The sequence below is a fragment of the Nocardiopsis exhalans genome (assembly GCF_024134545.1).
Taxonomy (GTDB): domain Bacteria; phylum Actinomycetota; class Actinomycetes; order Streptosporangiales; family Streptosporangiaceae; genus Nocardiopsis; species Nocardiopsis exhalans.
Map to the genome: position 1 here is coordinate 4,324,633 of NZ_CP099837.1, position 25,824 is coordinate 4,350,456.

Below are 25,824 nucleotides of genomic sequence, written 5' to 3' on the forward strand. Positions count from 1 at the left end.
ACTCCCAGAAAGACGAGGGTCCCGGTGCGGGCCCAGGACTACGGTGATGTGTATGCGCATCGTGGAGTGGGCCGAGCGGACGGCCGAGGCCCTGTTGTCGAATGTGGGTACCCGGTTGGCGCATGTGCGCTGCGCGGCCAGGCGAGCCGGACACGCGGCCCCGGCCCTCCCGGTTCAGGACCGGGAACTGTTGGTCGCGGCGGCCCTGGTGCATGACATCGGCTACGCACCGCCCCTGGTGAACACCGGCTTCCACCCGCTCGACGGCGCCCGGTGGTTGCGTGACCAGGGCGCGGACGACCGGCTGGTGTGTTTGGTGGCGCACCACACCGGAGCCGCTTTCGAGGCCGAACGGCGTGGTCTGTCCGACCAGTTGAAGGCCTACACCCGGGAGGAGTCGGCGACCGCCGACGCCCTGTGGTACGCGGACCTGACCAGCGGTCCCGCCGGGGAGGCCACCACGTTCGAAGAGCGGGTGAATGAGATCCTGACCCGTTACGAACCCGGATCGGTGGTGCACGAGTCCGTCACCGCGGCCAGGCCCTTCCTGGCCGCGGCAGTAGAACGGACCAAGGAGCGACTCGCCGCCTATCCCAGGTAGGGCTCGGACCGCTTCTCCAGGGCGTGGCGCACCCGCAGCGCCATGGACGGGTGCATCCCGTATTCGGTCACGGCTTCGGGGTCCACCCACAGCACCCGTGTCGATTCACTGCTGGGCGTCGGTTCTCCGCCTGTGGCGCGAGCCCGGAAAACGAACGAGCACTCCTGTCGGCACTCGCCGTCACTGGTGTAGTAGATGACATGGCCCGGGTCGGTGTACATCCCCACGAAACCCGTCACCTCGCAGCGGATACCGGTCTCCTCCAGGGTCTCGCGCACCGCGCACTCAGCCAGGCGCTCCCCCGGGTCCATCGCACCGCCCGGCATGGCCCAGTTGCCGTTGTCACTCCTGCGGATCAACAGCACACGTCCGGCGTCGTCGAACACCGCCGCGTTCGCCGAGGGCACCAGGCTGTTGGGCTCGGGTGCGGACGGGTCGTCGAGGTAGTCGATACGTCGTCCCACGGGATCAGGACCTCTTCTCGCGCGATGCCGGTGTGCCGAGCTCCCACACCTTAGCGAAGCTGGACATGTAGTGACCGAAGAGGCCGGGCTCCGGTGTTCTCCTCAGGTGCATGACGGGGTTGTGCGCGGCGGGGAATCCGTAGACGTGCGCGTTGACCAGAAGGTTGTCGTCGAAGCGGAACAGTGAGTTGTAGAGCGTCGTCCCATGGAGGCGCACGGTGATTCCCCGGCGGGTGAACACGGAGCCCAGTGAGGCCGTGGCCAGGTCGATCCTGGCTGCCATCGCGCTCCCCACACCTTCTTCCCCTCCCCGACGGGCGACCGCCTCGGAGTCTGGGTCACCGAGGAGTATGCGCACACACAGACCTTCTTCCGCCTTCCTCTCAAGGAGCCGGGGCAGGCTCGCCCGGTTGTCGGAGAGGAAGAGGCCGGCGTAGACGAGTACGTCCACGTTCTCCTTCGCGGTTTCGAGCAGTTCGTACCAGAGTCCGGCGGGCACCGAGCCGCGGTCGGGGTAGACGCGCACGACCTCCGATGCGGTCGCGGGTCCGTTGCCGGTTCCTTCGAGTTCCGGCCACAGGTGGAAGACGTCTTCTCCGAGGGCGCGCGCCACCGCGTGGGCGTTGCGGCGGTGGGGGACGCGCCCGGTGCTGATCCAGCGGGCCACTGTCTTGGGGTCGGTTCCCACACGCGCGGCGAGAGAGGCTGCTGTGTGCCCGGACTGCTCCAGGCAGATGCGCAGACGTTCGTTGGGGGGCATGGGGACGTTTCTACCGCACCGGAGACGTCCTTCGAAGCGTCCCTGGTGCGGTAGCGGCGTCCCCCAGGTCGGGAACAGACTTGTGGCTCCGCGAACAACGCCAGCAAGGGAGCGATCAGCCATGCAGGATCAGAGCCGGTCAGCAGAGGCAGCAGTGTTCGAGTCGGACGACAGCTCTTCCGTCGTTGTCGAACTCGGGGATGCCGTGGAGCTGACCGAGGGGACCAGCAGCAGGAGCGGTAGCGAGGACAAGCGCTACAAGTACCAGTAAGCCGCACACGGGACCGGTGGACGCACACCCCGAGGAACAGGAGAGACATGGAATGGTTCGGCGGGGTGGTCACGGCCACCGGCTCCCTTTCTCCACGGCCGACAGCGCCCGCCTGGTGCCGGGCACTCCCCTTGGGGGAGCTGTGGACGGCGGGTCCGGGTTCCGGGACCGCCGTGACCACCGCTGAGTCCGGCCCCTTGTACGGGGCGGTACTCGGCACCCACACGGTCTCCGCCTCCTGCCTGCGCACCTGGCTCTCGGGGGACTGGCGGTCCGGGCCGCCCGCCTGGGCCGGCACCTACGCGGTGCTCGTCGCTCACCAGGCAGGGGCGAGCGTGTTCACCGATCCCGCCCACGCGCTACCGATCCACTTCTGTGAGGTGGAGGGTTCTGCGGTGTGGGCGTCCTCCAGCCGTGCCCTGTCGGGTCTCACCCGTACCGGTGTGGACCCGGCGTGGGTGTCTGGTCTGCTCCTGGACCCGATGGGAGGGCACGGAAGGGAGCGGAGCGCCTTTCAGAGAGTGCGCACCGTTCCTCCGGGGCACTGCCTGACGATGCGCGTAGGAGAGCTGGCCACACTCACCCGGTGGTGGTCGCCACCCAGGAGCTCACCCCGAAACGAAGCCGCACTGCTGCTCAGAGATGCACTGGAAGAGGCTGTGGCGGTACGGCTCGCACAGGCAGAACACCTCTCCTGCGACCTGAGCGGGGGCCTGGACTCGACCACGCTGTGCCTTCTCGCCTCGCAACAGGCTGCGGGCGCACACCCCCTCACCGCCTGGACCGTCCACCCCGCGTCCAGGGACCACGGCGGCGACATGGACCACGCACGTGAGGCGCTGCGCGGACGGACCGGCGTGAACCACATGCTGTTGCCCCTGACCGAGGCGGAACTCCCCTACAGCGGCTTGGACCGGGTTCCGCCAACCGACGAACCGGCTCCGGCAACTATCACCAGTGCCCGGCACGTATTGGCCTACGAGCGGATCCGCGCTGGCGGCAGCACACTCCACATGAGCGGCGACGGGGGCGACGCGCTGTTGATGCAATCGCCCGAACTCACGCTCAGACTGGCTGCGTGCGGCCGGGTGGTCCGCGCTCTACGGGATCTGCACGGGTGGGCCAAGCTCGATCGCAGGAGCCCGCTCGGCATGCTTGCGAGCATGGCCCGAGGCGCACACGGTTCCTCCCCCCGCTGGCTCACACCGAAGGCAAGGGGCACCGCAGCGGCCTCTCCAGGCCATGGCGTCGTGGAGCTGTTGCGCGGCGACACGGAACTACTCGCGCTGCGCGGCATCGGGCGCACCGCCCACGCCGACACCCAGTTCGCCGCGTCCCTCGGGGTGCGTCTGGAGTCTCCGTTCCTGGACAGGGCCGTGGTGGAGGCCGCTCTGACCTTCCGTGTCAGGGACCGGGGGTCGCCCTGGAGCTATAAACCGCAGTTGCCGGAGGCGATGCGGGGCGTCCTGCCCGAGGCGATTGCTCGGCGCCGCACCAAGGGCGGCACGGACGCCGACCACCACCTGGGGTTGCGTGCGCACCTGCCGGAGGTGTCGGCCCTGCTCGTCAACGGCTGGTTGGCGGGTCACGGCCTGATCGATCCACAGGCTGTACGCGCGGAACTGCGATCGGCGGCTTCGGGCAGAGACACGTCGTGGGGGCTGTTGGAGCCGGTGGTCGCCGCCGAGGTGTGGGCGCGTGCGGTCGAAGCGAGCCCTCCGACCGTATGGACGCGGGCCCCGGCGCGGCAGGAGGCGGGAAGATGACCCTTCCACACTCGCTCTCCCCCGCCCCGCACCTGAGGTTGGTCTGCTTCCCGGCCGTATGCGTCGCACTGGACGTGCAGAAGGGGACGGTACAGCTGTTCTCTGAGGAGGCCGCTCGGGCCGTTTCGCACCTGCGGGGTACAAGGGGCCTCACCACCACGGCTCTCCTTCCGTCTCCCGTGCAGGAGCGGACTTTCATGGCCCTGGTGGGCGCTGGAGTACTCATTCAGGGCGATAACCCCGGCGCCTGGGACAGTGCCAGGCCGGGAGTTCCTTCCTCCCCAAGTTGGGGCACGCGTGACAGCCCCGCCGCGCTCGAACCGATCCCCCGGGCTTCCCTGCGCTGGTACGCCCTGGGGAGTCTCGCGCTGCTCGCTGTGCTGAGCGGCGGGCTGGGAGGCCGCAGGAGCGCCTTCACCCGCACCCGGCGGCTGGTGTGGAAGACGACGGCAGACGCCACCGACCACGCCGTTGCGCTGGAGGCAGCGCATGCGGTGCGGAAAGTCGGCCGCTTATTGCCACTGCGCGTGGCATGTTGGGAGGAGGCTGCGGCGACCAGTATCGCCCTGCGCTGGGCGGGCTACCGGTCCGCTTTCCGACACGGAGCGGCCACAGATCCGGTGCGGTTGCACGCCTGGGTCGAGGTCGGCGGCCGAGCGGTCGCCGAGTCCGACGACATCACCGACTACACACCCTTCGAGGAGCCTTGTGAGTGACATCGCCGAACCGGTCCTGTGGGCGCGGGCCGAGGGCATCGCCCTGGGAGCGCTGCGCGCCGACCTGGCCCGCGAGTACTGGCGGTGGGAGAGCGACCCTGGCGCGGTGCTCGGGTACGGGCGGCAGGTGCCCGAGAGTCCCGAGTCGCGGGCCGAAGGACTGGAGCACCAGTTGCGCGGAGCCCCCGACCAGGCCCGCTTCACCGTCTACGACCTGGGCGGGGACGAACCGGCCCCGTGCGGGCTGGCCAGTCTGCTCATCGACCATCAGGTACGCAGTGCCGAGTTCATCCTTGTCGTCGCCCCGGAAGCCAGGGGCAAGGGCGTGGGCACCACGGCCACACGGCTGACGTTGGACTACGCCTTCCACGTCATCGGTCTGGAGATGGTCTGGTTGAAGGTCCTGGAGCCCAACACCGCAGGACGCAATGCCTACGCCAAAGCCGGGTTCCGGGAGGTCGGCACCATGCGCAGCGCCGGGTCCTGGAAGGGGAAGCGTTGCGGCGAGGTGGTCATGGACGCACTTCCCGAGGACTTCCCCTGGCCTTCAGTGCTCGTGGACGAGAACAGCTGAGGGAGAGGCGAAGGGACGGGTGGAGGCCGCGCCGGGTGGGGGTCCCGGCGCGGCCTCGCTGGGGTGCGGTGGCGGGCGGCTAAAGCAGGACCGTGGCCAGGTGGTGGGCGAGGGCGCCGGTGGCGGCGGCCAGGGCGTAGGCGGCCAGGCGCCAGCCGGTGCGGGAGCGGGGTTTGCGGTGGCTGCGCGGGCGGCGCGGGCGGCGCGGGAGCGGGGGTTTGGGGCGCGGCCCGTCGTCGGGAGCCGGGCGGGGGCGCGGTACGAAGGGCGTCGGCGGACGGGCTGGTGGACGGGTCGACGGAGGCGGAGGGTCGCGCGGCTCTTCGGGGGCGGGGGCCGCCTGTCTGGTCAGGCGGGCGGCGTGCGTGGCCATCCAGGGCGGGACTTCGCCGTGTTCCACCCGGTAGCGGACCTTGGGGTGCTCCATCATCTGGTCGAAGAGCTCTTCGCGGGTGGCCGGCACGGGACGCCTGCCGGTGCGGGTGTGGGAGAAGCGGTGGCCCCGGGGCGCGGTGAGGACCTCCCGCACCCCGGCGCTGACCTGTTGGGAGCCGTTCACCGGTTGAACTCCGGGAGGGAGAACTCGGCCCAGGTGACGGTGCCCAGGCCCTCGCAGAACGGGAAGTCCAGGACAGAGCGGGTGCCCCAGTGGTCGGCGAGGTGGTTGATGAGCAGCAGGCCGCGACCGCGCTCGGCCTCGGCCCACTCGGCGAGGGTGCGCTCGGGGATCTCGGGTCGGGCGGAGGCGTCGACGTCGGTGCGCCAACCGTCATCGATGACGGCGACCTGGACGGTGGTGGCGGTGGGCATGTGCAGGGTGCGGATCACCCGGCCGTCGGGGTCCTGTCCGGAGAGGCTGTGGTCGACCGAGTTCGCGAACATCTCGCTGGCGCAGAGCACCATGTTCTCGCTGGTCTCGGCGGGCAGTCCGGCCAGCCGGTGCAGGTCGGCGGCCAGGTCCGAGCGGACCCAGCCGGTCTGGGCGAGGTCGCCCGGGTAGACCCGGGAGGACCAGCGCCGCCCAGCGAAGGGCGGGGTGGGGTTGTGGAACGGGGCGCGCACGTGCGGCACACTGGACATGTCGATCTCGCTTTCTGGTTTCGCAATCGTGGAATCGGGTCGGCCTGCTCTGGGGGTGTTGGCGCACCCGCCAGAGCTTTTTTGCGTGTGGGTTCGGTTGCTGGGGTTCAGGGGTGCAGCGCGCGGCGTTCGGGGGTGGGCACGCGAGCGGCGATCTCGGTGATGCGGTGCAGGGAGTCGTCGGCGGAGAGCGCGACGCCCTGGAGGGTGGCGTAGAGGTCGGTGTAGCCCTTGACGTGCGCGGGCTCGCTGATCACGTGCCCGGGGCCGCGTGCGTGCGGGGAGTAGACGAGGGTGTGCGCCGGGGAGAAGGACAGCGTCCAGAAGGCTCCGCGCAGGCCGGGGTGGTAGGGCGTGCCGGTGGGGATGATGTGCACGGTGATCCGGTCCGACTGCGCCAGCCGGTGCAGGTGGAGCAGCTGAGCACGGGTGGTGTCGGCGTCCGCGAGGGTGCGGGTAAGCGCGGTTTCGTCAATCACCAGGCAGTGGTGCGGTGCTGCGCCGCTGGTGGGGAGTAGCCGCCCGACATGCGGCCGGTCGTCGTCGAGGAGTAGGGACTCCATGGGACGTTCCGCGCGGTGGAGCGCGGTCGCGTAGGCGTCAGTGAGGTAGGGCTCCGGGAGAACGAGGGGCGCGTAGGCCCGGACCTGGAAGGCCTCGGGCAGGACGTCGGTGATCGTCACGCGGCCTTGGAGCAGCGTGCCCAGGTGGGCGGAACCCCAGGCGTCCCAGAGCTCCCCCTCGAGGTAGAGGTTCCGGTCCAGGTCCTGAGCGACTCGACGCCCGGGGTCGAGAGCTCCCGTTTCGATCTCCTGGAGCATCTCGCTGGTGACGTACACCTGCGCCGCCAGGTAGTCGAGGGAGTAGTCGTGCTCCCTGCGAGCCGCCCACACCCGCGCCCCGAACCCCTCCCAGTGATCCAGAGGGCCCACCGCTCCCCCGCCATCTACTGCCCTTATCGCTCGTTCACCCACCACGTGACCTCTTCTCCGTAGCTCCGCGAACCCCAACCTCACCGACTGCCATCAGTACTGCCCGGGGTTCGTCTCACCACCTAAGCTAGGGAGCGGCCTTCAAACTTACAAGGCCTGCATTTAAAGTGGTCCGCATTATGAACACATGTCCTTTTTCTGGTTGGTGAGATGATGACTACGACCCCCGCCAACCGGCGCGACGTCGATGGAACGAAGGAGGCCGTCGTGGCCCAGGGCTCCCCCGTCCGCAGGCACTATCTGGTGAGTCAGCTCAAGCGCCTCAGAGCTCAGGCCAAGATGTCCCAGGAACAGGTCGCTAAGGAGCTGGGGTGGGACACCAGCAAGCTCTACAGAATCGAGAACGGCCGGTTCGTCAGACTGACCACCGAGGCCGTGGCAGCGCTCTGCCGCCTGTACGGCTCGAGCGACGCACTCCGTGAAGAGCTGGTGGAGATCGCCAAGGCCGCGAGGAAGCAGAAGCCCTGGTGGTTCCAGCACGAGGACGTAGCAGGCAACGCCTTCTACAGCCTGGAGAACGAGGCCACCAAGATCCAGGAGTACGCCATGGGTGTCGTCCCGGGCCTACTCCAGCATCCGGATTACATCGAAGCGCTGATGTCCCGCGGCATCGTCACTGACCCGGAGGAACGCCAGAAGCGCATCGCAGCCCGGATAGAACGCTGCGAGAGCCTCCTCAACCGCGATCACCCACCTCGCATCTGGGCAGTCATCGACGAATCTGCGCTTCGCTGCCTCGTCGGTGGCTCGCAGGTGATGCGCACCCAGTTCCAGCACCTCTTGGAGTTGAACAAGCGCCCCAACATCGACATTCAGGTCCTGCTACTGTCCAAAGGAATGGCACAGTCCTGCGGCTACATCCTGCTGCACCTCGGCGAAACCGACCGTGTCGGCTACCTGGACGTCCCCCCGAGCGGCCACTTCTTCGAGGGCCCGGATGCACTCGCCAACCACGAGGACGGATTCGAGTACATGCAGGCCGCTGCATTGCCGCTGGATGATACGCAAGATTTCATCCGCCAACTGGCGGACGAACTGGAGAAGGCCTGATGACTGAATACGAAGCTGTTGAGCCGAAGTTGGGACCCTCCGCCTGCTGGCACACCGCGAGCTACAGCGTCGAGCGGGGAGCATGTGTAGAGGTAGCCGAAGGCCCCGTCACCGGGGTTCGGGACACCCAGAACCGCGAGCTCGGGGGACTGTTCTTCGCTCCCAACGAGTGGCAGGCCTTCCTTGGACCTACTCGCGGCGATGTACTCTAGCCCCTCCTAAAGACACGTGCGGCCCCGCCTGCTGTGAGCTAGCAGTCGGGGCCTTGTGCTTGGCGGATCAGGCGGGAGCGTGCCGGGGACCCTGGCCAGGCGGCGGGGTAAGTGCGGAAGTGAAATTCTCACCGTCGATCAGGGGGTTGTCGAGCGAGACCCCAGCTTCCGCCATCCGATCGTAGATTTCCAGGATGAGGTCCTTGGTGCGATAGGTACCGTACTTGGCCTCATCCTTCCTCTTCACAATCGGAAAAGTCTCCATAATATAGTCCACGTCATCACGGTCAATCCCGTAGAGGTGGAAGAACAGAGCATCTAGCTCCGCCCGCATCACCGCACGCCGTTCCTCATCCCATCGGAACGGCTCCCCCTCATATCCCAGATCTCGAGCGAAGGACGCCATACCAAAAGAAGTATAAGTCAACTCGAGAACACGAGAAGAAATAATCCCCACATGACCAAACAAAGACCCAGGAGGAATAACTGGAAGCTGCTTCCACGTGAAGAACTTCATTGAAGTTCCACCCAGCTTCTGGCGACTAGAAAAATCGAAAACAAAAGATTGCTGAAGTCCCCCAAGAACAGACGCCATGGCAGGTTCAACATTCGGGAGCATCAATAGATATTTGTCGCCAACTGCAACCCTAGGAATGAACGCCCCGATTGCAGTGCGCAAATCAGTAGAACGGCAAATATCACGCCAGCCAAGCAGCCAATCACGATCCCATCCAGCAGAGTCAAACCGACCCTGAACACCAGGGTATTTGATCGACTCCTTTTTAGCGCCCACCTCCACGCCCTCAGTATCATGATCTGCCACCCAGTACCTTGGCATAACCTCGGCACTTGGATCAATTTTCTCGTCGAGCGTCACATCTCGTGTCCCGCCATCTTCAATGTAAGTCGACCATCTGTGATCATAGTGGTGAATCATCTTTGCTTCGTACAGCGGCAGCATGCGCTCGTCATCCTTGACAAAGACATTGCCAATAAGGTCCCAATTGTCCCCCTCCAACTGATCACGGGAATAGAACAAATGGGAGTCATGGGCCATGTCGAACATGCGCAAAAATGACACACCCCAGGGGTTGCCAGCTGAGTCGCCATCTTTCAAGAGGACAGGCATCCGCTTGTAAATTGCCAGGGTAATATCCGCGTCACGACGAGAACGGAAGATCGGACAAGTGCCCGTGTTGGGATTAAGGAGCTGGATTTCCTCCGGAGTCAGCGCGAACGACTTGTTAACATCGTCAAGCTCCACTGGATCACGCAGAAAGAAGGCAAACGATGCCACAGCCTCATGCAGGCCTCGCCCAGCCATAGACAGGATGCAGAACTTCATCCGAGAGTCTACTGCCTGGAACAAGCCACTACGATTCTCAAAGTCGTAGAGCGCAGCGATAGAACCGGTCTTCACCAGATCCTTGAAAAAGTACTGCGTTCGCGCGTCGGTAGCGATGCCAGTCGGGACGATCAGACCCGAACGCCCCTTGGGCGCAAGGAGTATTCGGTCCGTCTCGGCGAAGACCGCGTAGACGTTCAGATTTCCCTGACCTGTCAACGGAACGCGACCGGACCGGCGCAGAAAGTGGCTTTCCGCGTAGACCTTCCTCTTGGCATCAGCGTACTCCTGGTAGAGACCAGTCTTCTCCGGGTTATCCTTCAACGCTGCGATGAGCTTCTTACGTTCCGAGGCCCGAGCGACAGTGGCGATCCCTGGGTCCCGCTGAGAGAAAAACTCCTGCTCCTTGAGCTCGACACTGTCCCACGGCGGGTTGCCAACTACACAATCGAACCCGCCCTTCCAGCCCGTATCCTCGTTGGCACCTGCATCCAACTCGGGGACCACAAAGACGTCTGGAAATTCCAGGTACCAGTGAAAGAAACGGTACTGCTCGCGCAGACGAACGATCTCGTCGTTAACCTCAACCGAGCCGCCCGCGCCCTCCGGATTCTCCAGTTCCTTGAAGACGTTCTGGGTGATCGGTGTCGGGTATTCCGGGGTCTTAACCCACATGAAGGCTGCACACCAGGCGTCAGCGACATGCTGCGCCCTGGCGTACTCCTCAGAGCTCCCCCACTCCCGGTATGCCTCCTCCTGCCGGAGCACATCAGCCAGAGAATCAACGCTCACCGAGGTGATGCGCTGCAACCCACGAGCGAAGTCGGTATTACTGACCTTGACCGCGTCCTCATCAAGGTCGAAGAGGCTTTCCTGGCCGCCGCGCTCCTTCGCGTTGATCTTCTCGAAGGCTCTGGCGTGCTTCTTGTCATCACCTTCGGTCGCGATGAAGGCAGCATCGGGGATACCGTCGCGGAGCAGCTTCGGAGTCGCACCGATGAGCGCGTTACCTCGCTTGACGTGCGCGTCGAGGAAACTCAACGGCTTCCCCGGTTCCAGAGCCTCCAACCAGAGCGAGACCTTGGCCAACTCAACCGCCATCGGGTTGAGGTCCACCCCGTAGATGCAGTGGGCCACCACCTCGTGCATCGCGGCACGAACCGCGTCCAGGGTCGGCTCCGGGTTGCCCTCACGCACCGCTGCGACCTTCTTCGCGATACGCCTCGCCGCCGCAACCAGGAAGTGCCCGGACCCGCAAGCCGGGTCGCAGACGTTCAGCTTGAGCAGCTCAGCGACTATCGCCTCGGACTCGTCTGGTTGCCCCGCAGCGCTGGCCTCCACCTCCCCCCGCTTGATGGCGTCGTCGATGACCGGGTCGAGGGACGAGTCCAGCAGCGTCTCGATCAGTGAGGAAGGCGTGTAGTACGAACCCGTCGTCTTGCGGTCGTTCCCCGCGATCTCCACCAGCTCGAAGGTGCGCTCAGCGGCACTGTGCCTAGGCACCAGCTCCAGCAGCGACTCATAGACAGACCCCAGCTCCTCTGCGTCCAGGTTTCGGTAGTCCACCGAACGCCAGCGCTTGGACGCCGTGTCACGCACCTGAGCCAGGTGCCGGACCGCCCCCAGCAGCGCATCGTTGGACAGCTCCAGGCCACGCAGCGGAGCGTCGACCTCCGTGTCAGTGAACAGACCACCGATCCCCGGCAGAGCGAGCTCGGGACGACCGTTCACATCGCCCAGGGCGTCCAGCACGATGCTCAGCGCCCGGTACTGGTCCCCATGCGCAGTACCCCGACGGCGGCGAGCGTGGCGTCGCAACCGCTCCGAGGAGAAGTACTTCGCGTAACGCTCCTTGGCCTGTTCCGAAGCCTCCGGCGGGTGCAGGGCTTCACGGTCCTCAGCCACGAACAGGAACAGCAGCCGGTAGACCATGCGCAGCAAAGCCGCGTGGAGATCCTTGGCATCCAGGTTCTCGCGCAAGTGACCATTGGCCGGGTGCTTGAGGAATCCGGTCCCCAGCGTGGTGATGGCCTCCTGCACCCCCTTGCGCAACTGCTCAAGAGCCCGCGTGCCCGACGTGATGGCGTCGGTGCGCCACTTCTCCAGCCAGCAAGCGGCGGGCGGCTCATCCTCCTTGACCTCGAACCTTGACGCATGCAGCAGCCGGTACAGCAGCACGAACTCGCTGAACAGCTCGCCGTCGAAGATCGCTTCCAAGTCGAACTCGACGTACGACGCCGTGGCCAGCGCACTGGAGTCCCGCAGCAGCCGCAGCTGCCGCCCGTTGGTGACCACCGCCCACAGGTGCGCCGAAGTCCGGTTCAGTGCCTCCTGCACCAGCGACTGCGGCGGAACGGTCCCCGCTCCCCCTGGACGCTTGTCCAGCTCGGTACCCCACACCGGAACGTGGATCGGCACGTGGTGCCAGCGGTGGCTGAGCGGGAAGACCTTCTCCGGGTCATCGTCGGCGACGACCCGCCCCGAACCGACCTCCCCCAACCGGCCGAAGCCGAGTTCGTCGAAGAGCGGCAGTACCCATTGGCTCAGGGCCAGGCCGGTCGGGTCACCGGCAGGGGTCCCGTCCTTCTCGGTGGGAAGCCGCTTGCGCAGGTCCTTCCACACCGACTTGAGGAACTCCCAGTGCCGCTCGGCGTCGTCGCTCACCGAACGTGAGCCCACAACCCCATAGTCAGAGGGCTTGGAGCCGGCAACGTCCTTGCCCTCAGCGATGCGCACCAGCATGTCGGCGGGCAGCAACCCCCCGACCGTGTGCACGGCGGTGAACACCTGGTTCTTGGCGATGGCGGACATCAGGCAGTACCTCCGGCGGCGGGGGCGGGCAGGTAGACGTAGGCGCCGAGGACGTCGGCAGGCTCTTGGGGTACGACCTTCAGACCACGGCGGATCTCACCGGAAGCCCCGCGCACGCGGCGGTGAGACTCGGTGAGCTCATCGGCCAACTCACGGCCGTACTCAACCAGGCGGTCGGAGACCGAGGGCAGACCCTCCAGGATCTTGGTCATGGAGCGTTCAGCGGACGCGGGATCGGTGTTGGCGTCCGGCCGGGCGTCGAGCAGCGCAACAGCCTCGGACGGGTCCAACCACTCGGCACGATCAGGCGCCCCGCGGAAGGCCAGCAGCTTGGCGTCCTCAGCCACCAGCTGCTTGGTTCCGTGCCTCGAAGGCAAGGTCAGATGGAAGCGGTACCTCACCAGCAGCAGCGTGGTTCGCTTCTCCACAGCCGAAGTACGGACCACACCACACCTGCGCGCGGGCCGGGGCCCAGCGGTGTCGGGATCCAAAGCAGCGTCCAGCACGTGCGAGGCCAGGGCCCCCACCAGGGGATCAGTCCGGACCAGTGCCGCCTCCCCCCGAGCAACAGCGGCGGTATCACGGAACGGGAAGGGTTTGCCGTCCTCGACAGCAGCAGAACCCAGCACCGGGGAGAAGGCGTCGCGCAGCCCGACCGGGGTCCCGGACACATCGGCGGTGAAACCGTCCGGGGTGGGGCGCAGGATCGCCTCCAGCTCCCGAAGCGAACTCTCAACGAACGCACGCACCTCGCCGGTGCCGCCCAGGGCCGCCCGGACCGAGGCGACCTCGCGGGCCACCTCCTCGGGGTGGATGGCACGCTGGGCGTATTTGGAGCGGGAGAGCTTCTCCCTGTCCGCCGCCGACTTCCACTGGGCTTCGAGCTCGTCGGCTCGGACCGTGAGTTGGTCGGTGCCGAACAGGGCTTCCTGCTCACCCGAGCGGGAGCGCACCAGCAGCCAGTCGACGATGGCGTCGGTGACCCCGGCCGAGGATTCATCGGGCACGGAGACGGCGATGCCGAGGTCCTTGCGGATCTGCCGGTACTTGCGCAGCAGCACCTCCAGCACGTTGCCGTCGATGCCGTTGTCCTCGCCGTACAGGGTGATGACACGAACCTGGTCGCGCCGCTGCCCGTAGCGGTCCACACGGCCTTCGCGCTGGTCGTGTCGGGTGGGGTTCCACGCCAGGTCGTAGTGGACGACGGCGTCGAAGTAGTGCTGGAGGTTCACGCCCTCGGACAGGCAGTCAGTAGCGACGAGCACACGGCGGGCAGCGGTACCCGCACCAGCCCCGTCCTCGGACTCGGCCTCGGCCTCGCGGGCGGCCTCGGCCGCCGCTTCCTCGGCGAGTTCCTCGATGCGCTGGACGCGCTGCTGCGGGGAAAGCGTGCCGGTGACCGACTTGACGGTGGTCCTCCAGCCGGGCTTGCCGTCCTTGGCGCGCCCGTTGAGCTTGCCGTCCAGGTGCTCGGCCACGTACTCGGCGGTGTCGATGTAGTGGCAGAAGACGATGGGGTTGTAGCCGTCGGCCAGCAGGTCCTTGAGGTGCTTGACCAGGGCCTTGAGCTTGGCGTCCTTGGCGGGGCCCTCCAGCTGCTCGGCCCGCTCCGCGAGCAGCAACAGCGGGTGCTTGGCCTGGTCCTCCCCCTCATCCGACTTGGCGCCGGGGGCGGTGTCCATCCCCTCCAGCTGGTCGGAGTCAACCGAGTCACGGACCAGCGGGGCACCGAGCTCGTCGGCCTCCTTCGCGGTCCTGGCCGCCGCAGCCGCCGAACGCGTGGTGAGGGTCTTGGCTGCGGCCCGGGGTGAGGAGACCAGGGAGCGCAGCATGGCGATCGCTGACCACCAGGCGATCCGGTAGTTGCGCTCGCCGGGCGCCCCGGCCTGTTCGACGCGCTCGCTCGCGTAGGCGATGGCGTCTTCGAGCAGCTTCTTGTACTCGGGGGCGAGCTTGTACTTCTCGTCCTTGAACTGGCGGTCCGAGGGGAAGGCGGTCTTCTCCGCGAGGGAGTCGTCCGCCAGCCCGTCGCCCTCGCGGGTCAGGTACTGGCGCACGTCCGCCCGCTTGCGCTGCACGAAGTGGCGGGCCAGCAGCTCACGCCCGGCTTTCTTATCGAAGTCGGCGGTGGCCAGCTCGGGGTTGACCAGGCCGAGCAGGTTGCGGAAAGCCGACTCCTTGCCGCTGTGCGGGGTGGCGGTGACCAGCAACAAGTGGCGCTCCGGATCAGCGGCGACCTTCTGCAGCAGCTCGTAGCGCAGCTGGCTCTGGTTGGCCTTGGTGTCGTCGGCGGACACACAGGTGTGCGCCTCGTCCACGATCACCAGGTCCGGGCAGTGGCGGACGAAGTCGTCGCGGTGCCGGGTGGACTTGATGAAGTCGGTGGAGATGATGACGTGCCTGTGCTTGTCGAACAACGACTGCCCCAGGTCCAGCCCGCGCTCCAGGCGGGAGACCGTGGAGGCCAGCACCAGCTCGGCGTCGATGTTGAACTTGGTGCGCAGCTCCTCCTGCCACTGCTCGGCCAGGGCCGGGGAGCACAGCACCGCCAGGCCCTTCGCCTCACCCTGGGCGAGGAGTTCGGAAGCGACCAGCCCCGCCTCGATGGTCTTGCCGATACCCACGTCGTCACTGATCAGCATGCGCACGGTCTGCTGGCGCAGAGCCATCAGCAGCGGCACCAGCTGGTAAGCCCGCGGCTGCACGGCGATCCCGGCCAGTGAGCGGAACGGACCCGCCCCGGAGCGGAACCCGATCCGCAGGGCGCTGCGCAGCAACCCGGCCGCCTCGGCGTTGCCCAGGTCAGTGGGATCGGGCGCGTCGAAGGTAGCCGCAGCCACCTTCTCGAAGGCGGGGAAGAGCGCGGCCACGTCGTCGTCGCTGCCGCCCAGGGGGCGCAGCACCAGCATGTCGGCGGCGCTTTCGGGGAGCACCACCCATTCACGGCCCCGGGCCGAGACCAGGGATCCGGGTGCGTACGTGGTGGTCATGTGACGGAGTTCCTCGTTCCTCACGGGGGTGTCGCGGGGGGTCAGCGTTCGGAAATCTACGGTGGCTGCCCCTCCGTGATCTTGCTACCAGAAGCAAGTTCGGCGCCGAACTTGCTTCTGGTAGCAAGATCACGGGGGTTAAGGTCAGGGTCAGGGGGTCAGCGGCGGGAGCCGGGGCCGAAGAAGGACTCGTGTCGGTCCATGATCACCTTCCAGTCGGCGTCGTGGGGCACCCGGACGATGTCCCAGCCCGCGTCCTCCAGGCGCTCCTCGGCCTCGGCGTCGCGCTGGGCGATCCGCTCGTCCTCGTGCACGGGCCCGTCCACGAACACGGCGACCTGGGCTCCGGCCAGACGGTAGACGAAGTCGGGCTTGGCGGAGGCCTCGGCGACCAGGGTCTGGGCCTCGTCGGGCATCCGGTAGCCGTGGTCCTTGAGCCAGGTGAGGAAGCGCTGTTCGAGCGCGGTGTCGGACTGGAAGCTGAGCGCCGCCATCTGGTCGGTCCGGGACACACCCTGACCGGTGGTGAGGGTCTCGGAGTCGGCCAGGCGCAGCAGCAGGTTCCGGATCAGGCGCCGGTCGATGAGCTGGTGGTGAAACTGGTTGCCGTAGGTGAGCAGGCAGTCGTAGCAGCCGCGGGCGCAACCGGCGTCCTCGAAGTCCACCCCGTCGGCGTCCATGTGGCAGATGGCCAGTGCGGTGCTGGCGGCCCTGGCCAGCTTCTCCGGGTCGGCCTGGAGCTGGCGCAGCACACCGGCGCCGCCCTCCGCCGCCTCGGTGAACAGCATCCGGTCACGGGGGCCGTCCTCGGGTGGGAGCAGCTCGCTGGTGAGCTCGGCGTCCTCCAGTTCGAAGGCGGCCTCGATCCCCCGCTCCAGCGCGTACATCAGCGTCAGCGCCTGCTCCTGTGGCAGGGCCTCCGCCAACCTCAGCACGATGATGTTACGGCGGTCCTCCACGAAGGGGATGACGCGCTTGCGGGTGCCGCGCTCCTCACCGGTCCCCTCCACCAGGGGCAGTTCCATCTGGTCGCCGACGGCCTTCTTGGCGTCCTGTTCGTTGAGCCACTTTCCGGTGACCGGGTCCAGCCAGAAACCGTCCGGCTCGTTCTCCTTGGCGCGCAGGCGGCCCAGGTTGGTGATGCGCACGGTGGCGGAGTCGCCGTAGTGCAGGGTGGCCAGCTTCCCGACCGGGTCGGACACCTGCGCGTCCTGGCGGCCCAGACGCTCACCGTGGTCCTGGAAGCGGTAGGAGGTGACCAGGCGGAAACCGGCCCGGCGGCGCTCCTCCTCGTCGGAGGAGATCTTCTCCCGCTTGGTGGTGTACACGGTGTGCAGCTGGAGCAGCCCGTGGGTGGAGGCGCCCAACCGCTGTTCGCACAGCTCGCAGCGGTCGGCGAGGCGTTCGGGGTCGTGGTGGTAGCCGCAGTTCTGGCAGCGCACGGCCTTGCTGGTGGACAGTTCCCCGGCGGAGTCCGGCGGGAGCTGGACGCGCGTGACCTGGTAGCGCGAGCCCTCGTGGTAGATCAGCGCGCCCGGGCCGAACTCGCGCACGGCCACGAAGCGGGGGCGCTGGAGGAAGTCGCCCTCGTCGAAGCGGCTGCGGCGGGTGGGGATGTAGGCGGCCAGCGGCAGGCGCGGGAAGGAGTAGCCGGGCAGGAAACCCTCACTGGCCAGGTACCGGTAGGGGTTGAAGTCGCTCATCATCGACTTGCTGTCCTGGCTCTCGTTCTTGAGCAGGGTGATCTGGGTTTCGGCCTCCCTCCGGCGGTTGGTGGCCTGGGCCCGGTCGCGTTCGCTGAGGCTGTGGTCGAGCACGCGCCGGTTCTGCTCGGCCTGGTCCACCAGGGCGGCCCGGAACAGGTCGCGCCAGCGGTCGAAGGAGCGGTCGAAGCGGTCGGGGGCAGTGGTGATGACCCGCTCCAGCCAGGAGTCGTCCCACCAGGTCATCTGCTCCAGCTGCGGGAAGACGTCCGCGAAGACCTCGCGGGCCGCGGCGATGGCGCGGCGCTGGGCGGCCGGGTCGGAGATGGCGTCGCGGGCGGTGTCGTGCAGGGGCAGCGCCGGGTCGGGGACGCGCTGCTCCTCGTCGTAGGCGATCTCGATAACCTCGGGGACCGCGCGTCCCAGCAGGAGGTCGGTCTCGGCGAGCCAGATGGCCTGGAGGTGGGCGATGGCCAGGTCCTCGTTGGCCAGGTCCAGCCTGGGCGGCTGCACGACCCCGGCCACCATGCGTTCCGAGCGGCGGAAGTAGTACTGGTCGTGGCTGTTGCCGGTGGCGCAGTAGGTGGTGACCAGGGCGGGCTGGCCGCCGCGGCCCGCGCGGCCGCTGCGCTGGGCGTAGTTGGCGGGGGTGGGCGGGACGTTGCGCATCATGACGGCGTTGAGTTCCTTGATGTCCACCCCCAGCTCCATGGTGGGCGAGCAGTACAGGAGCTTGAGCTCGGCGTCGCTGAACAGCCCCTCGCGCTTCTCCCGCTCCTCCGGCGGCACCTGGGCGGTGTGCTCGCGGGCGAGCAGGCCGGTCAGGGAGGCGGCGGCGCCCCGGTACAGGTCGCGGAAGAAGGTGTTGACGCGGGGCCCGTCGCCGCTGGCGTAGGTGCGGGTGAGCGGGTCCTGGGCGCCGAACTTGCCGTCCCCGGCCCGCCAGACCAGGCAGGCGGCGTCCACCTGGTAGCCGGTCGCGGTGTCCTGGTCGGTGCGGTGGAAGCGGTTGCGGCGCCCCCGCGGCGCCACCTCGACCCTGTTGACCAGCCCGGCCTCGGAGAGCGCCGAGAGCAGGTCCGCGATGACCTTCTGCAGCTCGTCGGCGCCGAGGTTCCTGAACTCCTTGTGGGCGCGGGCGAGGTACTTGGCGAACTTGCCGCGGCCGGACAGGAAGATCCCGCTGCGGTCCGCGCCGCGCCCGGAGGGCTGCGGGTAGGCGATGCCCACGCGGGGGCGGTCGGACTTGGACAGCACCCACTGGTCGGCCAGACGGGTCTCACTGGCGGTCTGGAGGGACTCGAAGCTCTCGTCGCGGAAGTAGGGGGTGTCGATGGCCAGGCCGCGGCGCATCTCGTCCATGAGGGCGCGCAGGATCACCTTGCGCACGTGCGGCTCGGTGGCGCGGAGTTCGGGTGCGGCCGTGGACCACAGGTCCTCCTGCTCGGCCGTCCAGTCGAGGTCGGCGTACTCCACCCGCAGCAGGCCGGTCTGCTCCAGGTTGGGCATGGTCACCCGCCAGCCGCGCTCCAGGTCCAGGTAGAGGCGGAAGGCGAGGACGTCGCGCAGGGTGGTGGCGGCCTGCTTGGCCAGGCGCGGGGCGACGCTGCCGGACTTGGTGTAGTCCTCCGGGGTCAGCTTCAGGATCTCGGCGACCCGGGTGGCCAGGTTCTCGTGGGTCAGGCCCCCCTCGCCCTCCTCCTCGGCCTTGACCAGGGCCCGGTACAGGCCGCCGCGAAGCTCGGTGACCTGGACGAAGTCATTGAAGTGTCCGGCTTGAAGCGAGGCGTCCTGGCGGTTGTCCACGAAGGTGAGGAGCTTGCGGGCCTCCTTGGGCAGGGCGTCGGCGGGCACCGCCTTGAGGGAGCGCACGATCGTGCCCGAGACCAGGGAGGTCGCCGACGATCGGCCCTCCTGGCCCAGGCTGGCGAGTTTGGCGAAGTCCTTGCCTCGCTTGTTCTCGTAGCTGACCCCGCAGTGCAGGCAGAACAGGAAGGGGGCCGGGATGAACGCGGCGTGCAGCCCGTCCTCGCCCTCGCGGCCCAGCACGTCCACGGTGACAGCGCGCGGAACGTTGTCGCGGTAGTTCTTGCGCACGCTCACCTGGTGGTTGTCGTCCGCCTCGGTCCAGGACTCGGGCAGCAGGTTGCGGTCCAGGACCGCTTCCAGGCTGTCCGGCCAGGGAGCTTCCGGGGAGACGTACAGGTAGCCCTCGGAGGCCCCGTCGGAGCTGGCGGTGGTGTCGCGCCGGGACTGGTAGACGGTGCCGGTGGGCTTCTCCACCCGCCAGACGGTCATGTACTCCTGACCGCACTCGCGGCAGAAGGACAGCGGCAGCAGGACGTGGCCGTCGTGGCCGGGGCGCTCCAGCTGGTACTCGCGGGTCAGGTGGCGGGTCTCGGGGTCTTCCAGGGTGACATGGACCGTGTCGCCCTTGGACAGGAACTGGTGCAGGCGGAACGCGAACAGGGGGCGGCGGTTGCCGGGGTGGAAGGCCTCGGCGCCCGCCTCCAGGGTGCGGCGGATCGCCTCCACGCACTGCTGCTCGGGCACACCGGTGTCCCGGGACAGTTCCTGTGCGGCGTCCTCGACCTTGGTGGGGCGCTGCCGGACGAGCCTGCCGGCGGGGTCGGTGGTCAACCCGAACGTGGACTCGATCCACCGGGCCAGGGGGTCCTGGTACAGGTCGTTGTAGGCGCGCGGGGCGTCGGGGGCCCTCAGTCGCTCGGCCGGGACCGGTGCTTCACCCTCGGCGGTGGCGCGCACGAGGGTTTCGGTGATGATGTTGTCCGGGCGGACCTCGGTGCCGAAGATCTTGGTGGCGACCTCGGCGACGGTCTGCCGCTGGTCCTCGGCGGTGCCCTCGGAGGACATGGTCGCGGAGGTGCCCACGCACTGGACGTCGGGGGCATCGCAGGCCTGGCGGACACGGCGGATGAGCATGGCCACGTCAGCGCCCTGGCGGCCCCGGTAGGTGTGGAGTTCGTCGAAGACGAGGAAGTCCAGGCCGCTGGCCATCTTGATGAGGGACTTGCGGTCGCCCGGCCGGGTGAGCATCAGTTCGAGCATCACGTAGTTGGTGAGCAGGATGTCCGGCGGGTCGTCCCGCAGGCTCTTGCGGGTCTGCTCGCTCTCCTGGCCGGTGTAGCGGGCGAAGGTGACCGGTTCGCGGCCCGCCCCGTAGCCGTCGACCAGGAACTTGGTGAGCTCCTTGATCTGGCTGTTGGCCAGGGCGTTCATCGGGTAGACGATGATGGCGCGGACCCGCTTGGTCCGGCGGCCCTCGGCCTTCTCGCGGTCGCGTTCGCGCAGGACGCGGTCGACGATCGGGACGATGTAGGACAGCGACTTACCGGAGCCGGTGCCGGTGGTCAGCACGTAGGACCGGCCGGTGCGGGCGGCCTCGATGGCTTCGCGCTGGTGGCGGTGGAGGGTGAGCGGTTTGCCGTCGCAGACCGTGCTGCCCTCCTTCTTCTTCGCCTGGAAGATGCGAGCGGCCTCCGCGTGCAGCAGCCCCTCGCTGACGAGTTCGGGGACCGTCCCGCCGGAGGCGAAGAAGGGGTTGAGGGACAGCCAGGGGTCGGGCCACTGCGACTTGCCGTCCAGGTCCTCCTTGAGGAACTGGGCGATCCGGTCGTCGCGGATGGTGGTGCCGCCCTCGGTGAAGTCCCGGTAGTCCCCGATGAGCTGGTCGTGCAGGGAGAAGACGTCCATCACGCCTAGGGGCGCGTTGTGCGGCCGCTGCCCGGCGGGGTCGGTCAGGACGGCGGCCGGAACGGCGGAGGGCAGGTGGGCGCGCGGGTCGAAGTCGGCCCAGCCGGAGACCTGGCCCTCGTCCGTGACGACGGCCAGGAGGGCCTGGCGCACCTCGGCGGCGTTGACCGGGCGGTTCGCGGGCTTCTTCTGCAGAAGCTGTTCGAGCAGGTAGGTGAGCTCGCTGGGAATGTCGTTGCGGAGCAGCCCCAGGGGCGGGACCTCGTCGTTGTTGTGCTTGTAGCCCAGCTCGAAATTGGTGGCGCCGTCGAAGGGTGGGGCACCCGAGAGGAGTTCGTAGAGGACGCAGCCCAGCGCGTAGAGGTCGGCGGCTCGGGAGACCTTGCCGCCCTCAAACTGTTCAGGAGCCATGTAGCGGGCGGTGCCCACGGTGGTGTGGGTGCTGGTGAGCTTGGTGGCGTCGGGGTCGTCGACGATCAGGCCCATGCCGAAGTCCAGGACCTTGACCAGGCCGCCGCGGGTGATCATCACGTTGGCGGGTTTGAGGTCGCGGTGGATGACCCCTTCGGCGTGGGCGGCGTAGAGGGCGTCGGCCATCTGGGCCCCGAACGCGGCCGCCCACGAGACCGGCAGCTGGGGCGCATCGTCGTTGAGGTCGCGCAGGGTGTGCCCGTCCAGGAGCTCCATAACCAGGTAGGGCAGGTGGTCGCCGTCGGTGCCGTCCACGCCGCCGTCGATGACCCTGGGGATGCGGGGGTGGTCGAGCTTGCGCATGATGGCGACCTCGCGCGCGAACCGGCGGACCGACTTGTCCCGGGGGTCGACGGGGGCTCCGGAGCGGCGGCGCAGGATCAGCTTGAGGGCGACCTCGTGGTCCTTGGCGTCCAGCACCGTCTCGAGGTCCTCCGCGCGGTGCACCTCGCCCATGTTGCCGCGGTCGATGATCTCTTTCAGGCGGAACCGGTCCGCCACGATCTGCCGTTGCATCGCTGTGCCCTCACACTCTCGACCCGCGTGTCCGTGCGCCCTGCGGGAGCGCCGCCCCATCCTCCCAGGGGTGGCGCTCACGTTCGCCTCACGTGCACAGGTATCTTCTCGATCCACCATGCAAGCTGTTTACATAGCAAACATACATGTGAGTTGGTGGCACGACAACCCATCGGGACAGGAAGCCTGCCGGGCCATCAGAGCCCACCACTGTCCCCCTACCCCCAGAAGACGCACCCGGCACCCTTTCGGATGACACACCGGCCGACTCCTGTCCCGAACGGCACTGCGTTCACCCCGCCCCGCCACCCAACCCACCCCGGTCGTTAACGCGGCCAACAGGCCAGGCCTGGGGTTGGGAGCAGTATCCGTGTACTGTGACCTCCATGGATTCCCGTGCCCAGGCCAGTACCGACGAGCAGCAGATCACCGCCGCCGACATCGCCCGGCTGGCCGGGGTGACCCGCGCCGCCGTGTCCAACTGGCGGCGCCGCCACGACGACTTCCCCGCCCCCAGCGGGGGCACCTCCTCCAGCCCGCTCTTCCCGCTCGCCCAGGTGCGGACCTGGCTGGAGAGCCAGAACAAGGGCGCCCAGGAATCCCCCGAAGTACGGCTCTGGCACACCCTGCGCGGCGACCACCCGGGGAACATACTGACCGGGCTGGCCGACCTGGCCGAATACCTGGAAGACCCCGCCGGGGGGTCGGGCGAGCTGAGCGCGGCCGCCGTCGAGCAGGCCGACAAGCTGGTCCGGGAAACCTCCGCGGCCGAAGTGTCGCGGGCGCTCGCCGAGCGGTTCCTGAACTCCAGCGAGCGGGCCGGGACCGCGGCCACGTCCACCGCGCGCCTGGTCCGGGCGGTGACGGCGTTGACCCGTACCGACGCGGCCAGTGTGTTCGATCCGGCCTGCGGCAGCGGGGCGCTACTGCTGTCGGTAGGCGCTCCGCAGGCGCGGCGACGCGGCCAGGACACCGACCCGGACGCGGTGCGCTTCGCCGCCGCACGTGCCCGGATCGAAAAGCTCACCGACGCCGAGTTCGCCACCGGGGACTCGCTGCGCGAGGACCGCTGGCCGGGGGAACAGGCCGAACTGGTGGTGTGCGACCCGCCGCCCGCCACCACGGACTGGGGCCGGGAGGAACTCCTCATGGACCCCCGCTGGGAACTGGCGCTACCGCCCAAGGCCGAGGGCGAACTGGCCTGGCTCCAACACGCCTACGCACACACCGCGCCCGGTGGGCAGACCGCCGTGGTGCTGTCCACCTCCTGCGCCTACCGGAGAACGGGGCGGCGGATCCGCGCCGAGCTGGTGCGCCGGGGTCTGCTGACCGACGTGATCGCCCTGCCCGCGGGCCTGGCCTCCTCCCACTCCCAGCCGGTGCACCTGTGGCTGCTGCGCAGACCGGTGGAACGCGAGGACGCGGCCACGGCTGTGCGAATGTGGGACCTGACCGGGGCCGACCCCGACCAGCCCTGGCAACTGCCTGACAGGCCGGGCGCCGAGATACCGCTGATCGACCTGCTGGCCGAGGATGTCGACCTCTCCCCCGCCCGGCACGTGGCCCCGGACCTGGCCGAGATCCCCGAAGCCCTGGCCGAGGTGCGCGCCGACCTGGAGCGGCTGACCGGGGAGCTGGGCCAGCTGCTGCCCATCGTGCACGCGGGTACGGCGGAGCGCTTGGAGCAGCAGGTGCGGGTCGGGGACCTGGTCGACGCCGGGTTGGTCCAGCTGGACGGGGACAGACCGCGGGCGGTCGACCAGCGGCTGGACTCGGACTTCCTCAACGGATTCCTCACCGCCGCCGCCAACACCCGGCGCTCTACCAGCGCCAGCGGCACCTACCGCACCGACGCCCGCGCCGCCCGGGTCCCGAAGCTGGAACCGGAGGAGCAGCGCCGCTACGGTGCGGCCTTCCGTGCCCTGGGAGAGTTCGAACGCCGCGCACGTGAGCTGTCAGCTCTGGCGGACAGAGCCGCCGAGTTGACCCGTGAGGGTCTGACCTCGGGAGCGCTGGCCCCGGAGCAGGACTCCTGAGACCAGCCGCTCCGCGTGGTGACCAGTGTGGTGAACAACGGGGGTCAGAGCGGCCAGAGGTGGGTGAGCGTGGTCGTCACGGCGGCACCGGTGGCCATGAACAGCAAGAGCGAACCGGCGCAGCACCCCTTACGCTCAGCCTGAGCGGCGGCGGAAGACGACGCCGCGGCAGCTGCCCGGGCACGATCGCGCTCTTCGAAGGGCGCCACGAACCTCTGGTGGTACTCACCGGCACCGAGCTCCCGGGGCCGCCAGAAGCTCTGCCAGGGGCGTTTCTCCTCCTGTTCGGCGGAGTCGGACCTCATCCGCGCGGCCGCCTGGGCGCTGCCGCTGTCGGCGAAGAGCCCGGCCTCGCGGCGGTCCGAAGCGGCCCGGAGCACGTCCCAGGCCTGGGCCGGGGTGACCACCCGGTGGCCTTCCTGCTGGGCGTGGTCGATCTTGGGGTCGGAAGTACCAGGATCGGCGATCACCAGGCGAACGGTCTTGGTGATCTTCACCCCGGCCGTCGCGCCCTGGGAGACGGCGTGGTCCATGACGGCGCTGATCGCCGGGGAGTCCCCCACCGGGACGATCCGCCAGCCCTTGAGCGGGCCGTTCTTGCGGGCCTTCTCCTGTTCGGCGACGTAGAGCAGGTCCTTGATGGCGTGCCCGGCGCCGAGGTTGCGAGCGGCCTTCTCCAGTTCCCGGAGCTCGGTGCTGGTGACCACGCCGTCGGCCTCGGCGCGGGCGCGGGCTTCGAGCAGCACCTGTTCGTGAACCTGCCGGATGGTGGTCTGGGTCAGCCCGGCCGCGGTGGCGAGTTCGGCGAGGTGGTGGGCCTCCTCCCCGACGATCCTGCCGTCCTCGAGGGCGTGGCCGAGCGCGGAACGGTAGGTGGCCACCCCCTGGGGGTGCGGGCGGGGCGAGGGGTTCATGTCGGGCAGGCCGGCGGCGACGTTGGCCAGCCACCCCTCCTGGCCCTTGCGCAGCCCGAAGGTGCGCGGGGCGATACGTCCGGTGCGGGGCAGCGGCGGGGCCGTCATGGGGTTGGGCCCCGCCCAGGCCAGCGGTTGAGGGCTCTCGTTGAGCAGGACGGAGAGCATGCGGGCCAGGTGGCGAGCGTCGGCGAGGGCGTGGTGCTGGCCGCGCATCCACTCCCCCGTCATCAGCTGGTAGAGCTGGTTCTGCTTGTACCCGTACCGGTCCAGCTGGGTGCGCAGAGTGTGGAGGGTGCACAGCCCGGGGAGCCCCTGGGCGCTGACGTTGAGTCGGCCGAACTCCGCCTTCAGGAAGCCTTCCTCGAAGGGCAGGTTGTGCGCGACGACCACGGCGTCGGAGAGGTAGGCGACCAGGTCACCGGCGATGTCGGCGAACACGGGGGCGTGCGCGGCCTGGGCGTCAGTGATCTCGTGGAACTCGGAGTTGCGCAGGGGCATACCGGGGTTGACCAGGGTGGAGTACTCGTCGAGGACGGTGCCGTCGCCGCGCATGCGCACGACGGCCACCTCACAGATCCGGTGCCCGGCCTGGGGGTGCAGGCCGGTGGTCTCCAGGTCCACGACGGCGTACGTCATCCGACGGGGGTCGGCCCCGTGGCCTCGGGTCAGGTGGCCCTGGCTGAACATCGTGATGCCTTCCATGACGGGGTCGGAGGCGGCGGGGCCCTTCTCCCGACCGCCACAGCGGCTTCACGACGGTCAGGGGGCGCACACGCCACAGTGGTGACGCCGTGCTATCCCCAGGCGTTGACTCCGCTCGGGAAACAACATGACA

Annotated in this window: 17 protein-coding genes; 8 read left to right on the forward strand and 9 right to left on the reverse strand. The window is 68.3% G+C overall.

Annotated elements, in window-relative coordinates; translation table 11 throughout:
• Window positions 1-52: 52 nt before the first annotated feature.
• Complete coding sequence (locus NE857_RS19145) at window positions 53-601, forward strand: HD domain-containing protein (protein WP_254417027.1); 549 nt, start codon at window positions 53-55, stop codon at window positions 599-601.
• Here NE857_RS19145 and NE857_RS19150 read toward each other — a convergent pair.
• Together NE857_RS19150 and NE857_RS19155 are read right to left on the reverse strand one after the other, a co-directional pair.
• On the reverse strand, window positions 589-1,065 hold the full coding sequence (locus NE857_RS19150) for an NUDIX hydrolase (RefSeq protein ID WP_254417028.1): 477 nt from the start codon (window positions 1,063-1,065) through the stop codon (window positions 589-591). The two genes, NE857_RS19145 and NE857_RS19150, sit on opposite strands and share 13 nt — an antisense overlap.
• Window positions 1,066-1,069: 4 nt before the next feature.
• Entirely contained in the window at window positions 1,070-1,825 is a 756-nt protein-coding gene (locus NE857_RS19155) for a helix-turn-helix domain-containing protein (protein WP_254417029.1), read from the reverse strand.
• Window positions 1,826-1,946: 121 nt separating this feature from the next.
• Between NE857_RS19155 and NE857_RS19160 the strand changes: the two genes are divergently transcribed.
• The 4 genes from NE857_RS19160 (at window position 1,947) to NE857_RS19175 (ending at window position 5,152) form a co-directional block, all read left to right on the forward strand.
• Window positions 1,947-2,096 carry an albusnodin family lasso peptide gene (locus NE857_RS19160; protein ID WP_254417030.1) on the forward strand — a complete coding sequence of 50 codons (150 nt, stop codon included), beginning with the start codon at window positions 1,947-1,949 and terminating at the stop codon, window positions 2,094-2,096.
• Between the two features lie 47 nt (window positions 2,097-2,143).
• Window positions 2,144-3,862 (forward strand): albusnodin/ikarugamycin family macrolactam cyclase, encoded by a 1,719-nt coding sequence (locus NE857_RS19165; RefSeq protein WP_254417031.1) that lies wholly within the window; start codon window positions 2,144-2,146, stop codon window positions 3,860-3,862.
• Between the two features lie 197 nt (window positions 3,863-4,059).
• Window positions 4,060-4,578 (forward strand): lasso peptide biosynthesis B2 protein, encoded by a 519-nt coding sequence (locus NE857_RS19170; protein WP_254417032.1) that lies wholly within the window; start codon window positions 4,060-4,062, stop codon window positions 4,576-4,578.
• Window positions 4,571-5,152, forward strand: coding sequence for a GNAT family N-acetyltransferase (locus NE857_RS19175; protein ID WP_254417033.1), 582 nt, complete (start codon window positions 4,571-4,573; stop codon window positions 5,150-5,152). Before NE857_RS19170 ends, NE857_RS19175 begins: the two co-directional genes overlap by 8 nt.
• A gap of 79 nt (window positions 5,153-5,231) precedes the next feature.
• On the opposite strand, the gene NE857_RS19180 is transcribed toward NE857_RS19175, so the two are convergent.
• The 3 genes from NE857_RS19180 to NE857_RS19190 all read right to left on the reverse strand — a co-directional run bounded on the left by NE857_RS19180 (window position 5,232) and on the right by NE857_RS19190 (window position 7,164).
• Window positions 5,232-5,711 carry a hypothetical protein gene (locus NE857_RS19180; RefSeq protein WP_254417034.1) on the reverse strand — a complete coding sequence of 160 codons (480 nt, stop codon included), beginning with the start codon at window positions 5,709-5,711 and terminating at the stop codon, window positions 5,232-5,234.
• Entirely contained in the window at window positions 5,708-6,232 is a 525-nt protein-coding gene (locus tag NE857_RS19185; RefSeq protein ID WP_254417035.1) for an ATP-binding protein, read from the reverse strand. The genes NE857_RS19180 and NE857_RS19185 overlap by 4 nt, the downstream gene beginning before the upstream one ends.
• 107 nt (window positions 6,233-6,339) lie before the next feature.
• Window positions 6,340-7,164 (reverse strand): helix-turn-helix domain-containing protein, encoded by an 825-nt coding sequence (locus tag NE857_RS19190; RefSeq protein ID WP_254417036.1) that lies wholly within the window; start codon window positions 7,162-7,164, stop codon window positions 6,340-6,342.
• Window positions 7,165-7,431: 267 nt separating this feature from the next.
• Here NE857_RS19190 and NE857_RS19195 point away from each other — a divergent pair, with 267 nt between their 5' ends.
• Both NE857_RS19195 and NE857_RS19200 read left to right on the forward strand, forming a co-directional pair.
• Window positions 7,432-8,274, forward strand: coding sequence for a helix-turn-helix domain-containing protein (locus NE857_RS19195; RefSeq protein WP_344013461.1), 843 nt, complete (start codon window positions 7,432-7,434; stop codon window positions 8,272-8,274).
• The gene (locus NE857_RS19200) at window positions 8,274-8,486 is read left to right on the forward strand and encodes a DUF397 domain-containing protein (RefSeq protein ID WP_254417038.1); all 213 of its coding nucleotides are present in this window, start codon (window positions 8,274-8,276) and stop codon (window positions 8,484-8,486) included. Before NE857_RS19195 ends, NE857_RS19200 begins: the two co-directional genes overlap by 1 nt.
• Window positions 8,487-8,553: 67 nt before the next feature.
• Here NE857_RS19200 and NE857_RS19205 read toward each other — a convergent pair whose 3' ends face one another.
• The 3 genes from NE857_RS19205 to NE857_RS19215 form a co-directional block, all read right to left on the reverse strand.
• Window positions 8,554-12,642: an Eco57I restriction-modification methylase domain-containing protein gene (locus NE857_RS19205; protein ID WP_254417039.1), complete on the reverse strand. Its 4,089-nt coding sequence runs from the start codon at window positions 12,640-12,642 to the stop codon at window positions 8,554-8,556.
• Window positions 12,642-15,632, reverse strand: coding sequence for a DEAD/DEAH box helicase (locus NE857_RS19210; protein ID WP_254417040.1), 2,991 nt, complete (start codon window positions 15,630-15,632; stop codon window positions 12,642-12,644). The genes NE857_RS19205 and NE857_RS19210 overlap by 1 nt, the downstream gene beginning before the upstream one ends.
• Before the next feature lie 158 nt (window positions 15,633-15,790).
• Entirely contained in the window at window positions 15,791-22,036 is a 6,246-nt protein-coding gene (locus tag NE857_RS19215; protein WP_254417041.1) for a protein kinase domain-containing protein, read from the reverse strand.
• 386 nt (window positions 22,037-22,422) lie between these two features.
• Here NE857_RS19215 and NE857_RS19220 point away from each other — a divergent pair, with 386 nt between their 5' ends.
• Entirely contained in the window at window positions 22,423-24,072 is a 1,650-nt protein-coding gene (locus NE857_RS19220; RefSeq protein WP_254417042.1) for an HsdM family class I SAM-dependent methyltransferase, read from the forward strand.
• Window positions 24,073-24,116: 44 nt separating this feature from the next.
• On the opposite strand, the gene NE857_RS19225 is transcribed toward NE857_RS19220, so the two are convergent.
• Complete coding sequence (locus NE857_RS19225) at window positions 24,117-25,691, reverse strand: 3'-5' exonuclease (RefSeq protein WP_254417043.1); 1,575 nt, start codon at window positions 25,689-25,691, stop codon at window positions 24,117-24,119.
• Between the last annotated feature and the right edge of the window lie 133 nt (window positions 25,692-25,824).

What these genes read in the sequence shown, in the direction of transcription:
- NE857_RS19225 (WP_254417043.1), bottom strand. Translation starts at nt 25,691, where the DNA reads ATGGAAGGCATCACGATGTTCAGCCAGGGCCACCTGACCCGAGGCCAC.
- NE857_RS19185 (WP_254417035.1), bottom strand. Translation starts at nt 6,232, where the DNA reads ATGTCCAGTGTGCCGCACGTGCGCGCCCCGTTCCACAACCCCACCCCG.
- NE857_RS19155 (WP_254417029.1), bottom strand. Translation starts at nt 1,825, where the DNA reads ATGCCCCCCAACGAACGTCTGCGCATCTGCCTGGAGCAGTCCGGGCAC.
- NE857_RS19205 (WP_254417039.1), bottom strand. Translation starts at nt 12,642, where the DNA reads ATGTCCGCCATCGCCAAGAACCAGGTGTTCACCGCCGTGCACACGGTC.
- NE857_RS19170 (WP_254417032.1), top strand. Translation starts at nt 4,060, where the DNA reads ATGGCCCTGGTGGGCGCTGGAGTACTCATTCAGGGCGATAACCCCGGC.
- NE857_RS19165 (WP_254417031.1), top strand. Translation starts at nt 2,144, where the DNA reads ATGGAATGGTTCGGCGGGGTGGTCACGGCCACCGGCTCCCTTTCTCCA.
- NE857_RS19210 (WP_254417040.1), bottom strand. Translation starts at nt 15,632, where the DNA reads ATGACCACCACGTACGCACCCGGATCCCTGGTCTCGGCCCGGGGCCGT.
- NE857_RS19160 (WP_254417030.1), top strand. Translation starts at nt 1,947, where the DNA reads ATGCAGGATCAGAGCCGGTCAGCAGAGGCAGCAGTGTTCGAGTCGGAC.
- NE857_RS19145 (WP_254417027.1), top strand. Translation starts at nt 53, where the DNA reads ATGCGCATCGTGGAGTGGGCCGAGCGGACGGCCGAGGCCCTGTTGTCG.
- NE857_RS19215 (WP_254417041.1), bottom strand. Translation starts at nt 22,036, where the DNA reads ATGCAACGGCAGATCGTGGCGGACCGGTTCCGCCTGAAAGAGATCATC.
- NE857_RS19220 (WP_254417042.1), top strand. Translation starts at nt 22,423, where the DNA reads ATGGATTCCCGTGCCCAGGCCAGTACCGACGAGCAGCAGATCACCGCC.
- NE857_RS19200 (WP_254417038.1), top strand. Translation starts at nt 8,274, where the DNA reads ATGACTGAATACGAAGCTGTTGAGCCGAAGTTGGGACCCTCCGCCTGC.